This is a genomic window from Vibrio sp. 10N.222.52.C12 (assembly GCF_041474215.1).
Lineage (GTDB): Bacteria > Pseudomonadota > Gammaproteobacteria > Enterobacterales > Vibrionaceae > Vibrio > Vibrio crassostreae_C.
Genome location: NZ_JBFRTR010000017.1, coordinates 38,606 through 51,996, shown reverse-complemented (window position 1 = coordinate 51,996; position 13,391 = coordinate 38,606). Strand labels below are relative to the sequence as shown.

Here is a 13,391-nt window from a genome sequence, read left to right as displayed (position 1 = left end):
CATGATCGTGTTCAGCGTGATCATGGTCTTTGTGGGCGCCATAACCGTGTTCCGCATGGTCATGGCCTTCATGGTCGTCATGACCACCTTCTAAGGTGTTTGCTACTGACTTGAACTTCAGAGTACAACTCGCATTGTTAAAACTAAACAGCTCTTCTGGCTTGTTTAATTGTGCGATAGCCTGTTCAAACACTTTCTTCTGTTCTGCAGTTTTTGGAGCATGTTCAAACCCAACCACATCTGCGCCTGGAGCTGTTACTTCAACAAGCAATTCTTGCCCATCTTGCGCGATGTTTACTTCAACTTGGCCATGTACGTGTGCATCATGAGAGCGGAATTCTTCGTTAGCTAGAGCATTTGTAGAGACAGTCATGCCGATAACAACGGCTAAAAAAGTAGGTTTCATGTTTTTTCCTGAATAAAGGTTAATTAAAAAGTAGTGGTAATTAAGCGATATTTACAGGAGGTGAGCGTGCCAAATAAGCGAAATATAGCCGCTGTAGTGAAGTTACTGACTCTGTAATAGCGACAGTAAATTCCGAATGGAACTCTGGAATCTGTGGTAGTGAGTGCGCTGTGATGAACTGATTAAGCGAAAACAGCTCACAATGGTGTGAGGTGTGGTGCTCTGGTGCGATATCCACAATGTGTGTTGCGGCTAACACGCTTAACATGAGCATAAGCCCAAGCAAGAAGCCTGTTTTGCGTTTCACATTGTTGGGTGTGTTTTGCCACATCAGGATGATTAACCACAGAATTAAAAAAAGGATACTGTTATAATATAACAATATCCTTTGGTTAGGTCTCGAAAAAGACGCGAATATCTTATTAAAGGCTTGCTTTAATCAACTCAATGACTTGAGTGACTTCTGATTCGTTTAATGCACCTTCTTTTACAAACAAGATTTTACCTTGATTGTCTTGAACGATAATCGCTGAGCTTTCTTCTTTTAGAGCCCATGTTGACGCAACGGCGCCGTCTTCATCTAGGACCATAGAAGACCATGGAAATTCTTCTTTGCTGCTTTCGGCAGACGACTTAACAAAAGACCCAGTACCCCAAATCGCATCATCTTGGTTGATGATAGTGGTGGTTTGGTAGCTGTCTTCTGAGAATTTCGATGCGGTAATGGCTGCCATCAGTGGTGCGTTGAGCTCTTTAGAGCTGCTGCGGCCAGCGATAGCTTGAACGACGCGAACTTTACCTAGAAGAGCATTGGTTGCCCAAGCTTGATATCCAGTATTTCCGTCGTTTAGAACAATCTCACCATAGTTACTCACATCAACGGCAGGCAGGGTAGCGCCTACTGATAGGTTGTGAGCATTGGCGAAGAGTGGAGAGGCTGCGGCTAGAAAAGCCAGTAGAGTTTTGTTTTTCATTATATTTTTGTTCCGCTTATTGGTTTGCACAGGAAGTATAATATGAAATTTGAAAAATGCCTCTTTAACTTTTTTATCGTACGACGTAGAAAGAAGTTGCAGGCTTGTTACCAAAAGGTATAATGCATCAATATCAAGATGAACAATAGATTATCTTGCTGTTTGCTAAAGGAATTAGCGATTAAATGTGCTTTGAACAGCGACGCTGTTCAGGTATGTGACTGTAGTACTCAAATGGAATTGAGGTTGTATTATGTTAAGAAAATTTTCTACTTACCGTCCACGTCAGGTGGCGCGTTTCGTTAAAGTCCTGTTCAAAGGCCAATTTGCTATTGAAGGTGTTGGAGAGTTTCGCTTCGACCAAGGCAAGGTGCTACTTCCTGAAGTTTCAGACAAACAAAAGCTCACTATTTTTAAAGAAGTTAACGGCACCATTGCTGCGTTGCCGGTGTAACTGAGCTTTATCGATTTGTCTTGCACCGAATAGATTAACAATGAAAAGGGCTTCCTGATGGAAGCCCTTTTTTAATGCGTGTCGTTCACGATGGTATGTCGAACGGCACCTTATTGTGGAGGGAAGCACACACCTGTTCCACCCAACCCGCAATACCCATTCGGATTTTTAGCTAGGTATTGCTGGTGGTAGGTTTCTGCGAAAAAATATTTTCCAGCAGGCAGAACTTCCGTCGTGATCTCGTTGCCTAAAGATTCAGTCATTGCTCGTTGATATTCACGTTTAGAGTGCTCAGCGATAGATTGTTGTTCTTCACTGAAGGTGTAAATCGCAGAACGGTACTGAGTCCCTAAATCGTTGCCTTGGCGCATCCCTTGAGTTGGGTCATGACGCTCCCAAAAGGTTTCAAGTATTCGAGCTAGAGAGGTTTGTTCACTATCAAATATGACACGAACGACCTCGGTATGGCCGGTTTGCCCAGTACATACTTGTTCATAAGTGGGATTAACTGTGTATCCGCCAGCGTAACCAACGGATGTTGAAATAACGCCATCCAATTGCCAAAACAAACGCTCAGCTCCCCAGAAGCACCCCATACCAAACAGGACTTCTTGTTGAGAGCCCGTGGGTGCATCGAGCAGGTCGGTTTGATTGACGAAATGGCGCTCAGTGATTCGAATTGGGTCAGCATTTCCCGGTAGTGCGGTTGCTGCAGAAACCAGTTGTTGTTTGTTTAGCATGTTATATTCCTTTTCGCATACGTTTACCGCGCTGGCTTTTATTTAACGTGGGTTCATATTAACTGTTGGTCAATATTGAATAAGTCTTTAAATTAGACCGTGTTATTCCAGGATTTATTACAGACTCAATGCCTATTTAGCGGTATTATTTCTTTTCACTTATTAACGTATTGATAACTTCTTCACCAATTAAACATGATAAGAAAAACTTTACCAGTTCTGATTGGCACTCTATTGTCATCGACGCTCACTTTCGCTGACGTTTCCCTTGAAATCAAAGGGCTAGATGGAGCGCTTGAGGATAATGTTGATGCTTATCTGAGTGCGATCCCTGAAGAAGAGTATTCGGTTTCACTAAGATTCCAATCCCGCTTGGAATCTATGATTAAAGAAGCCCTGAATGCGTTAGGCTACTACCACCCTAAAATCACATTTACTCACTCCGAAGATGATACCGAAATGACCGTTACGGTTGAGCCGGGAGAGCCTGTTGTTATTTATACTTCAGATATCGTTCTAACTGGTGAAGCCAAGGATGACCCAGACTTTTTAGCCTTGATAGCGAAGAGTAGCTTGTCTAAAGGTTCGACTCTGAATCATGGTAATTATGACTCTTTGAAATCGTCGATCCGCAACCTTGGCTTAGCGAAAGGCTACTTCGATGGTGCTTATGATCTTAGTAAGCTAGAAGTCGCTCCTGAATTGAACCGCGCTTATGTTCGTCTTCATTATAACAGTGGTATCCGCTATCACTTTGGTACTACTCAGGTTACTGGTAGCCAGATAGAAGAAGATAAGGTGCAGTCACTTAAACCATTTGAGGATGGCGAACCTTACTCAATCACCAAAGTCGGTGAGTACAACCAAAACCTGTCCAATACGGATTGGTTCTCCTCGGTATTTGTTGAACCAGATTTAAGCCAGTTAGGCGAAGGCCGAGAGATCCCGATGAAGGTTAGCCTTGCTCCGCAAGCTCGTAACCAAATCGAAACGGGTATCGGTGTATCCACCGACCTTGGCGTAAAAGGCACTCTGAAGTGGAAAAAACCTTGGGTTAATGAACAAGGCCATAGCTTCAATAGCAGCCTGTCGATTTCTAAACCTGAACAGACGATTACCGCTACCTATAAAATCCCTCTGGATGACGTGCTGAACGACTACTATCAAGTTAAGTACGGTATGAAAAACTTGGATAATCGTGATACCAAGAGTTTGGAGTCAAACTTAGCGCTAGAAAGATATTGGCGACTGGATAACGGTTGGCAACGCACGGTCTTCATTCGATACTTGGTCGAAAACTATGAGCAAGGTTTGCAGGATGATTTAGCGCAATTTGTGCTGCCGGGTATCTCTTTCTCACGCACTCGAACGCGAGGCGGTTCGATGCCGATGTGGGGCGATAAACAAACCATTATGGTTGAAGCGGGTGATGATACCTTGTTATCTGAAACTAAGGTTGTTCGTTTTCAAGGTCAAACCGCTTGGATTCGAAGCATTGGCGACAATCACCGAGGCTTAACTCGACTTCAATTTGGCGGCAACTTTGCCGACGAGTTTGATAAGCTATCTCCCTCCCTAAGATTCTTTGCTGGTGGTGACAATAGCATTCGTGGTTATGGTTATGAGTCGATCTCTCCTCGAGATGAAAGTGGCGCACTAACGGGTGCCAAATTCATTGCAACCAGCTCGTTTGAATACCAATACCGCTTGGTTGGAAACTGGTGGGGCGCAGCATTCTACGACATTGGTGATGCCTTCAATGATAAACCTGAATGGAAACATGGTACCGGCGTCGGGGTTCGTTGGGCGTCGCCCGTCGGCCCTGTGAGCTTAGATTTTGCTTGGGGTCTAGATGCAGCAAAAGGTGATGAGTTCCAGTTACACTTTAGTTTAGGGCCAGAATTATGATCAAAGTGATGGGCAAGTGCATCAAGTGGACGTCGATCTCATTGACGTCTATTTTGCTGTTGTTGATAGCCTTGCTAGGTTTTGTTTTGTTCACCAATCCAGGGTTGAACACTGTGTTGTGGGGCGCTGAAAAAGCGTTGCCACAGCTTAAAGTGGAAAGCACTAAAGGGGCTCTGTTCCCGAGCTTTACGCTTAATAATGTTCAGTTTAAAGATGAGAGCCTGCATATAGACACCAAAGTTCAAAAGCTGAACTTGGCGATTAATCCTCGCTGTCTGCTCGACCCTAAGTTGTGTGTCGATCGTTTAGCGATTCAAGGATTGGACTTCGCATTTACTGAACTGCCTCCGGCCTCTACAGAAGAAACAGAACCTACTCCGCCCGTAACATCGGTAAAAACACCGTTGCCAATCGTAATCAACCGTATCGCTTTGTCTGATATCAAGTTGAATATCTTAGGGCATGAAATTGAATGGAGCTTGTTCTCTACGGCTTTGAGTATGCAGGGCGAAAAGCTAACGGTATCGCCAACCTTATTCAATGATCTTAAGGTTAAACTCGCTGAGTCGACAGAAGAACCGCAAGCAGAAAAGGTTGAGCCAAAAGCTGCCGTTAAAACGGCTATCGAATTGCCGGAAGTCTGGATTCCTCTGCAGGTTGTGTTGGAGCGTTTTGACCTCAACCGTTTCACCTTAGAACAAGAAACACCAATCGTTGTTAACCACCTTGGGCTAGAAGCTCGCGCGGGCAAACACACGGTTGATGTTTCAACTCTCGAACTCGATATGCCACAAGCAAGCGCCAATCTAACCACGAAGGTTGAGCTCAAGGGCGGTTACCCGCTAGAACTTTCTTTGGATGCGTTGGTGAAAGAAACCGACCTTGTTGGGCAGAAGTTGTCTCTGAAAGCACAAGGCAGCGTGGCTAAGCTAAACCTAGACTCCCAATTTTCTGAGCTGATTGAGGCAAAGTTGTCTGGGGATATTCAACCCTTAGAACCGACTCTGCCATTTGACCTTCTTTTAGAGGGCGGACAAGCACAGTGGCCCCTTACCGGAAAAAGCGATTACCAAGCGACAATTGAGCAATTTAAAGCTGATGGCTCACTAGATGGTTTTAATGTTCTTCTTAAAGGTGAAGCCGATGGTAAGGAAATCCCTGAATTAGCCATCGATCTACAGGGTAAAGGCACGACGGAACAAATTGATCTCGAGCGTCTAAAGCTCAACACGCTAGGCGGTGAGCTTAACGGTGTCGTTAAAGCGAACTGGAAGAGTCTCGTTAACTGGCAAGCTGACGTGACACTCAAAGATATTCAACCGGGTCTGCAGTGGCCAGAAGCTGAGGGCAACATTAGTGGAAACATCGTCACCTCAGGTGAGTTGACGGAAGCGGGCGGCTGGGCGATTGAACTGCCTAAATTGGATATTGAAGGGATCTTGCGAGAATACCCTCTGGATATCGAAGGTCAGTTGTCAGCGTCGGATCGCAGCGCGAGCGGTGAACCAAAACTGAAAACCAGTGGTTTGAGCTTAGCTCACGGTGTTAACTCGATTAAGGCTCAGGGTGAGCTTGATAAGAAATGGGACATGGGTGTTGAGATTCACTTCCCTGAGCTTGTAAAAAGCGTCCCTGATTTGAAAGGTAAAGTGATTGGTAACATCCAGCTCAGTGGTCCAACGAAAAAGCCTGAAGTCGATCTCGCTCTAAATGTGGATAAGGTAGATTGGAATAACGAAGCAACACTAGAATCCTTGTCGCTTAATGGTTCTGTGGTTCCTCTGCCATTGCCTGAAGCTCAAGCTGATCTTGAATTAAAAGCTAACAACCTAACCTATCAAGATCAGAGCGTAAAAAGCATTGATCTCACGGTGAGTGGTGGTGAGAAGAAACACACAGTGACACTTGATGTGATATCCGACATCGTGTCTACAAGCTTAGCTATTTCCGGAGAGTTGATTCAAAAGCCTTCTCTTATTTGGTATGGATCGTTAGACAGAGTCAAAATCACTACTCAGCAAGGTCCTTGGGTGTTAGATCAACCTGTCGCGATAAATGCGGATGTTGATAAACAGTTTGCCGATGTTCAAGCGCACTGTTGGAAACAATCGGGTTCGAGCGTGTGTTTGGATGAAGACGTTCGTGTCGGAAAATCGGGTGAGGCCAAAGTAGCCATCAATCAATTCGATTTCGAGCAGATTAAAGCCTTTGTGCCTAAAGAGACGCAATTACAGGGCTTAGTCAATGCGACTGCTCATGCAAAGTGGTCTGAACAAGATGAGCCTGAAGTCACGGTAAGCGTTGATATGCCGAAAGGTCAGGTTGTTCAACAAGTGGGTGAGCCAATCACACTGGGTTGGGAAAGCGTTGCATTGAATGCCCAACTGAAAGACAACAAACTGGATGCCGATTTTAAGTTGGATGTTTCCGACAATGGTGACCTGTCTGGCACGGTGTCGTTACCGGATATTCTTGCCGAAGACAAAATGGTCGATGCGGCAATTAAGCTGACCACGTTCCATCTTGATTTCTTACAACCAATTCTAGGTGAATACAGCTTATTGAAAGCCGACCTTGAGAGTGATCTTCAAGTTAAAGGCTCTCTGATGCACCCTCAAGTCTTTGGTCAATTCTCTGTTGATGGTATTCAAGTCAAAGGCGATGTTACGCCTGTTGATGTGAAAGATGGCCGCATCGACCTCGACTTTGATGGTTATAGTGCAAAACTGGATGCGAATGTCGAAACACCTGATGGTCACCTTGATATTGAGGGAACCGGAGATTGGCAAGATCTTAAAGCATGGCATTCGAACGTTAGAGTTTTCGCTGATGAGTTGATGGTTGATATCCCACCGATGGTTAAGGTGAAGGTCGTACCTGATATGACTATTGATGTCACACCAGAGCTGGCGAAAATCACCGGTGATATTGCATTACCATGGGGACGAATTGTTGTTGAAGATTTACCACCGTCAGCGGTTGGCGTCTCTTCTGATCAGGTTATTTTGAATAAAGATCTAGAGCCAGAAAACGAAGATACGATTCCATTCAATGTGATGACCAACATTAATATCTCCATTGGTGATGACTTTAAACTGTCTGCCTTCGGTCTTGAAGGTGATTTGGTCGGTAAGCTCAACGTGGCTCAAAAAGACCAAGGTCCATTTATTACAGGTGAAGTGAACATCGTCGATGGTACTTATCAATCATTCGGGCAAGACCTCTTGATCGAAGAGGGTAAGATCCTAATGAATGGACCACCGGATCAGCCATACGTAGCCATCAACGCGATTCGTAATCCTGATAATACTCAGGATGACGTGACCGCTGGTATTCGAGTGACTGGCCCTGCGACAGAGCCTACCATCGAGATTTATTCTGACCCAGCGATGCCACAAGCGAACGCACTGTCTTATATTTTGCGTGGCCAAGATATCGACGGTGAGTCGAGCGGTTCGATGACAACGACTTTAATCGGTTTGAGTTTAGCGAAGAGTGGTAAGGTTGTTGGTGAAATCGGTGAAGCCTTTGGTGTAAAGGACTTGCAACTGGATACTGCAGGCTCTGGCGATGACTCTCAAGTGACGGTAAGTGGTTACATCCTGCCTGGCTTACAGGTGAAGTATGGTGTGGGTATCTTTAACTCGTTAGGTGAGTTTACCGTTCGTTATAGATTGATGCAGGATCTCTATGTTGAAGCTGTTTCTGGCCTAGACAGTGCTGTGGATCTTCTCTATCAATTTGAGTTCGAGTAGAGCCGTATGGGAGGGCATATGCAGCATCTTGTTTTTGTCTATGGAACCTTGAGGCAAGGTCAGTCCAATCACCATTATTTGCAGGGCTGCGATTTATTAGGGCAGTTTGATACACCTAAGGAATACGCACTTTTTGATTTAGGTGCCTATCCGGCGATGATTTTGGGAAAGAAAAGTGTCGCTGGTGAGGTCTATATCATTAACGACGAAATTTTAGAGTCGCTCGATCGGCTAGAAGATGTTCCTGTTGAGTATCGTCGCGAGCAAATAGAGACTATATTTGGATTAGCATGGGTATATTTGTATCAGCTTGATCTAACAGCTAATAAAGAAATACTTTCGGGTAACTGGTGTCAGCGGAACAATGATTCCTAACTAGTTAATCACCTTACGAGACAACAAAAAGCCAGCACTGAGGTGCTGGCTTTTTAATAGCGTTAGTTTGAGAATGAAATGAGAGGGTTACTCAGGGTTCAGCTCAAGAAACTCTTCTACTTTGCGAACCATGTTTGTTGAGCCAACAAAGAAAGGTACACGTTGGTGTAGCTCAGTTGGTTTGATATCCATGATACGCTGTGCACCGTCTGATGCAATACCGCCAGCTTGCTCCATAAGGAAAGCAATAGGGTTGCATTCATAAAGCAAACGCAATTTACCTTGAGGGTGGCTCTCTGTACTTGGGTATAAGTAGATGCCGCCTTTTAGCAAGTTACGGTGGAAATCAGACACAAGAGAACCAATGTAACGTGACGTGTAAGGGCGGTTATCGCTTGGCTCGCTTTCCTGACAGTATTTGATGTACTTCTTAACACCGGTTGGGAAGCGGATGTAGTTACCTTCGTTGATCGAGTAGATCTTGCCTTCGTCTGGAATCATCATGTTTTCATGAGATAGACAGAAAGTACCCAGAGATGGATCGTAGGTGAAACCATTTACGCCAGCACCAGTTGTGTATACAAGCATGGTTGAAGAACCGTAAATCACGTAACCCGCGGCTACTTGCTTGTGCCCGGGCTGTAAGAAATCTTCTTGTGTTGGTGGTGTACCGATCGGTGATACTCGACGGTAGATAGAGAAAATTGTACCAACCGATACATTTACATCGATGTTTGATGAGCCATCTAGTGGATCCATCAGTACAACGTATTTTGCGTTTTTGTTGAGCTCTTTATTGAAGGCGACAGCTTCGTCTTCTTCTTCACTTGCAACACCACAAACTTGGTCACGGGCTTCTAGAGCCGCTTTAAATTTGTCGTTCGCGTAAAGGTCTAGCTTTTGCTGCTCTTCACCTTGCACGTTGTCTGTACCAACAGCGCCAGTGATGTCGACTAGGCCAGCCTTGTTGATCTCACGGTTAACAATTTTTGCAGCAAGTCGAATAGACGACAAAAGGGATGATAGATCACCGCTTGCATGGGGGAAGTCACTCTGTTTCTCAACAATGAACTCACCAAGGGTGCGCATCTCAGACATGTTATTTCCTTAAACTTCTCTCAATATTAGGGGGGATTTGAGCACTGTAGATTCGGCCTCTTGAGTGGGCTTTATTCATCTAGACGCTTACCTAAATTCTAAAGGTTAGATCTTTTTAATGGTAATGAACTAAGCGACACAGATCTCACTTACTATGTCGACTCAATTTGTTTTGCATTGCCGCTCGCTTTTAATCGCCATTTAATGATAATGAGTGCAAGCCGTTTTAATTAGGCACTGTTTATTTAGCCAAGCGTTTGGAAGCAATTTATGCATATTCATATCTTAGGAATTTGTGGCACCTTCATGGGTGGTGCTGCGGTATTGGCTCGTCAATTAGGTCACAAGGTTACGGGTAGTGACGCGAATGTTTACCCACCAATGAGCACCTTGTTGGAATCACAAGGGATTGAAATTATTGAAGGGTTCGACCCTAGCCAATTAGAACCAAGGCCAGATCTCGTGGTTATCGGTAACGCAATGAGCCGCGGTAATCCGTGTGTTGAGTATGTGTTGGATAACAACCTTAGATACACCTCTGGTCCTCAGTGGTTGCAAGAGTTCTTACTGCATGACCGTTGGGTGTTAGCGGTATCGGGAACGCACGGTAAGACCACGACATCAAGCATGTTGGCTTGGATCTTGGAAGACTGTGGCTATGCACCGGGCTTCTTAGTTGGCGGAGTGTTGGGTAACTTTGGTATCTCTGCTCGCCTTGGTGAAAGCATGTTCTTCGTGGTAGAAGCCGACGAATACGACAGTGCTTTTTTCGATAAACGATCTAAGTTCGTTCATTACCACCCAAGAACCTTAGTGATGAATAACCTAGAGTTTGATCATGCGGACATCTTTGACGATCTTGAAGCGATTAAGCGACAATTTCATCATTTGGTGCGTACTGTGCCAAGCAATGGTCGCATTTTCTCACCTAAGCAAGACAGCGCTATTGAAGATGTTCTAGCTCGCGGTTGCTGGAGTGAAACTGAATCGAGTGGCGAGCAAGGCGACTGGGATGCCAAGAAACTGGTCAAAGATGGCTCTCAATTTGAGGTTTACTTCCAAAATGAATGTGTTGGAACCGTAAATTGGGATTTAGTGGGCGACCACAACGTAAATAATGCTTTGATGGCGATTGCAGCTGCACGTCATGTGGGCGTGACACCTGACCTTGCTTGTGAATCACTAGCTACCTTTATTAATACTAAGCGCCGTTTGGAGTTTAAAGGCGAGGTGGCAGGTGTGTCTGTTTATGACGATTTTGCTCATCATCCAACGGCGATTGAACTTACGCTCGGGGGATTACGTAATAAGGTCGACACTAAGAAAATCATTGCCGTTTTAGAGCCTCGTTCTGCCACCATGAAACGTGGTGTGCACAAAGAAATACTGGCTGATTCGTTGAAGCAGGCGGATTCTACCTACTTATTCCAACCGGATAACATTGATTGGTCAGTTCAAGATGTTGCAGACGCTTGTCACCAACCGGCACACGTGAGTGATGACATGGATGCATTCGTTGCTAAAATTGTCTCAGAGGCACAAGCTGGCGACCAAATTTTGGTAATGAGTAATGGTGGCTTTGGTGGCATTCATCAAAAACTGTTGGATGGTTTGGCACTCAAAGGCTAACGGCATCCACGACCTTATAATTTGAAGTAATTGAGAACATGACAAAACACGATAAAGCGATAACCCTTGCTTTCACTGGCGCATCTGGTGCGCCTTATGGCCTGCGTTTACTTGAATGCCTTTTGGCAGCCGACTATCAGGTCTACTTGCTGATTTCATCGGCAGCGCGAGTGGTATTGGCGACCGAGCATGAACTTAAGTTACCTGCTGGGCCAGATGCGGCGAAACAAGCTTTGGTTAAACATCTTGGCTGCGACCCTGAAAAGCTGGTGGTGTGTGGCAAAGATGATTGGTTCTCGCCGGTTGCCTCTGGTTCAGCTGCACCGAAGCAGATGGTCGTTTGCCCATGTTCCGCGGGAAGCTTGGCTTCGATTGCACATGGATTGTCGGATAACCTGATTGAGCGAGCAGCAGACGTAGTCATGAAAGAGCGAGGACAGCTGTTGTTGGTGGTTCGTGAGACGCCATTTTCGACGCTTCATCTAGAGAACATGCATAAGCTTTCGACCATGGGCGTGACGATCATGCCTGCAGCCCCGGGTTTTTATCATCAACCTAAGTCAATTGAAGAACTGGTCGACTTTATGGTGGCGCGTATTCTAGATCACCTTGGTATCGAACAAGGTTTAGTGCCACGTTGGGGTTACGATCAACGTAATTGATCCAAACTTGATAGCTTATTGTTAAAAATCAAATTACAATTCTGAACACTCATCGGGGAGCGAACCATTCAAATAATGAATGCGAGCTGAGATCAAGCAGGTGCTTGGGACCCGTAAACCTGAACCAGATAATGCTGGCGTAGGAATTGAGTTAGGAACAACCTCTACCGTTCTCCTCCCTCAAACCTGTGCCGCTCAGACCATGGAGAGCGTCCAGTGAAATTCACATTAACTACCCTTGCTGTTACTACAGCTATTTCTTTTTCTGCCTTTGCTGCAGACAACACTTTGACTGTATACACCTATGACTCTTTTGCTGCGGATTGGGGCCCTCGTCCTGCCGTTGAAAAAGCATTCGAAGAGAAGTGTGGTTGTGATGTGAACTTTGTCGCGCTTGAAGATGGCGTGTCTATTCTTAACCGCTTGCGTCTCGAAGGCGGCAACAGCAAAGCTGACATCGTATTAGGCCTAGACAACAACCTAATGGCTGAAGCGAAAGCGACGGGCTTATTGGCTGAGCATAATGTTGATACGTCATCGGTAACGCTTCCTAATGGTTGGAACGACAGCACTTTTGTACCCTATGACTTTGGCTACTTTGCTTTTGTTTACAATAAAAAGAAACTGGAAAACCCGCCGAAGAGCTTGAAAGAACTGGTTGAGCAGCGTGATGATCTTAAGGTCATCTACCAAGATCCACGTACATCAACACCAGGCCAAGGCATGATGCTTTGGATGAAATCAGTATACGGTGATGAAGCGACAGCAGCATGGAAGAAGCTTGCTCAGAAAACAGTGACTGTAACCAAAGGCTGGTCTGAAGCTTACTCTATGTTCCTAGAAGGCGAGTCGGATTTAGTGTTGTCTTACACAACGTCTCCTGCTTACCACATTATTGCAGAGAGCGATTCTAAGTATGCAGCAGCAAGCTTCGAAGAAGGGCATTACACTCAAGTGGAAGTGGCCGCTAAAGTTAAAGGCAGTAAGAACGAGAAACTTGCTGATGAGTTTATGGCGTTTATCCTAAGTGATGAATTCCAATCGGCGATGCCAACAGGTAACTGGATGTACCCAGTGACCGATATTGAGCTTCCAAAAGGGTTCGAGCAACTTACGGTTCCTCAGAAAGCGCTAAGCTTTACACCCGAAGAAATTGCAGCTAAGCGTAAGCCATGGATTCGTGAATGGCAGAGTGCACTTACTTTTTAATTTTCTTTTAAAAAATTAGCTTTCTAACTTTCTGTATTTAAAGGTTTGTTCGATGTTAACTGAGCGAACCATTTACGGTAAAAAATCAATCTATGATAAAGAAAACACCTAAGGTAGGTATCTGGGTTGCGATACTCATTACCGCCTTCGTGGTTTCAGCAGTTGGGGCATTGCTTAGCAA

At 45.0% G+C, this 13,391-nt stretch carries 12 protein-coding genes and 1 riboswitch; of the genes, 7 read left to right on the top strand and 5 right to left on the bottom strand.

Translation table 11 applies throughout. The annotated features are described in order from the left end of the window. The 3 genes from AB4623_RS03790 to AB4623_RS03780 form a co-directional block, all read right to left on the bottom strand. Positions 1–406: DUF2796 domain-containing protein (locus AB4623_RS03790; RefSeq protein WP_372145781.1), on the bottom strand; the 406-nt coding region annotated here is incomplete at its 3' end. A 40-nt stretch (positions 407–446) separates the two neighbouring features. Next, positions 447–737 carry a DUF2607 family protein gene (locus tag AB4623_RS03785; RefSeq protein ID WP_017063722.1) on the bottom strand — a complete coding sequence of 97 codons (291 nt, stop codon included), beginning with the start codon at positions 735–737 and terminating at the stop codon, positions 447–449. 91 nt (positions 738–828) lie between these two features. Continuing rightward, complete coding sequence (locus AB4623_RS03780) at positions 829–1,380, bottom strand: YtfJ family protein (protein WP_372145780.1); 552 nt, start codon at positions 1,378–1,380, stop codon at positions 829–831. A gap of 253 nt (positions 1,381–1,633) precedes the next feature. Here AB4623_RS03780 and AB4623_RS03775 point away from each other — a divergent pair, with 253 nt between their 5' ends. Then, positions 1,634–1,834, top strand: coding sequence for a DUF1107 family protein (locus AB4623_RS03775; protein ID WP_017058898.1), 201 nt, complete (start codon positions 1,634–1,636; stop codon positions 1,832–1,834). 110 nt (positions 1,835–1,944) lie between these two features. Here AB4623_RS03775 and msrA read toward each other — a convergent pair whose 3' ends face one another. Then, positions 1,945–2,574, bottom strand: coding sequence for a peptide-methionine (S)-S-oxide reductase MsrA (gene msrA, locus AB4623_RS03770; RefSeq protein ID WP_017058899.1), 630 nt, complete (start codon positions 2,572–2,574; stop codon positions 1,945–1,947). Positions 2,575–2,769: 195 nt separating this feature from the next. Between msrA and AB4623_RS03765 the strand changes: the two genes are divergently transcribed. Genes AB4623_RS03765 through AB4623_RS03755 form a run of 3 tightly spaced genes read left to right on the top strand, consistent with a single transcriptional unit; the run spans position 2,770 to position 8,612 of the window. Then, positions 2,770–4,482 (top strand): autotransporter assembly complex family protein, encoded by a 1,713-nt coding sequence (locus AB4623_RS03765; protein ID WP_372074954.1) that lies wholly within the window; start codon positions 2,770–2,772, stop codon positions 4,480–4,482. Then, entirely contained in the window at positions 4,479–8,237 is a 3,759-nt protein-coding gene (locus tag AB4623_RS03760) for a translocation/assembly module TamB domain-containing protein (protein WP_372145778.1), read from the top strand. The genes AB4623_RS03765 and AB4623_RS03760 overlap by 4 nt, the downstream gene beginning before the upstream one ends. A gap of 18 nt (positions 8,238–8,255) precedes the next feature. Next, entirely contained in the window at positions 8,256–8,612 is a 357-nt protein-coding gene (locus AB4623_RS03755; RefSeq protein WP_017069403.1) for a gamma-glutamylcyclotransferase, read from the top strand. Positions 8,613–8,699: 87 nt separating this feature from the next. Here AB4623_RS03755 and fbp read toward each other — a convergent pair whose 3' ends face one another. Further along, the gene (gene fbp, locus AB4623_RS03750) at positions 8,700–9,710 is read right to left on the bottom strand and encodes a class 1 fructose-bisphosphatase (RefSeq protein ID WP_116871609.1); all 1,011 of its coding nucleotides are present in this window, start codon (positions 9,708–9,710) and stop codon (positions 8,700–8,702) included. A 270-nt stretch (positions 9,711–9,980) separates the two neighbouring features. Between fbp and mpl the strand changes: the two genes are divergently transcribed. From mpl to thiB, 3 genes are all read left to right on the top strand, one after another. After that, the gene (mpl, locus tag AB4623_RS03745) at positions 9,981–11,339 is read left to right on the top strand and encodes a UDP-N-acetylmuramate:L-alanyl-gamma-D-glutamyl-meso-diaminopimelate ligase (RefSeq protein WP_065584318.1); all 1,359 of its coding nucleotides are present in this window, start codon (positions 9,981–9,983) and stop codon (positions 11,337–11,339) included. A 38-nt stretch (positions 11,340–11,377) separates the two neighbouring features. After that, positions 11,378–12,001: a flavin prenyltransferase UbiX gene (locus AB4623_RS03740; protein ID WP_017058905.1), complete on the top strand. Its 624-nt coding sequence runs from the start codon at positions 11,378–11,380 to the stop codon at positions 11,999–12,001. Positions 12,002–12,044: 43 nt separating this feature from the next. Next, positions 12,045–12,164: riboswitch (TPP riboswitch) on the top strand. Between the two features lie 53 nt (positions 12,165–12,217). Beyond that, complete coding sequence (thiB, locus tag AB4623_RS03735) at positions 12,218–13,210, top strand: thiamine ABC transporter substrate binding subunit (RefSeq protein ID WP_372145776.1); 993 nt, start codon at positions 12,218–12,220, stop codon at positions 13,208–13,210. Positions 13,211–13,391: the final 181 nt, after the last annotated feature.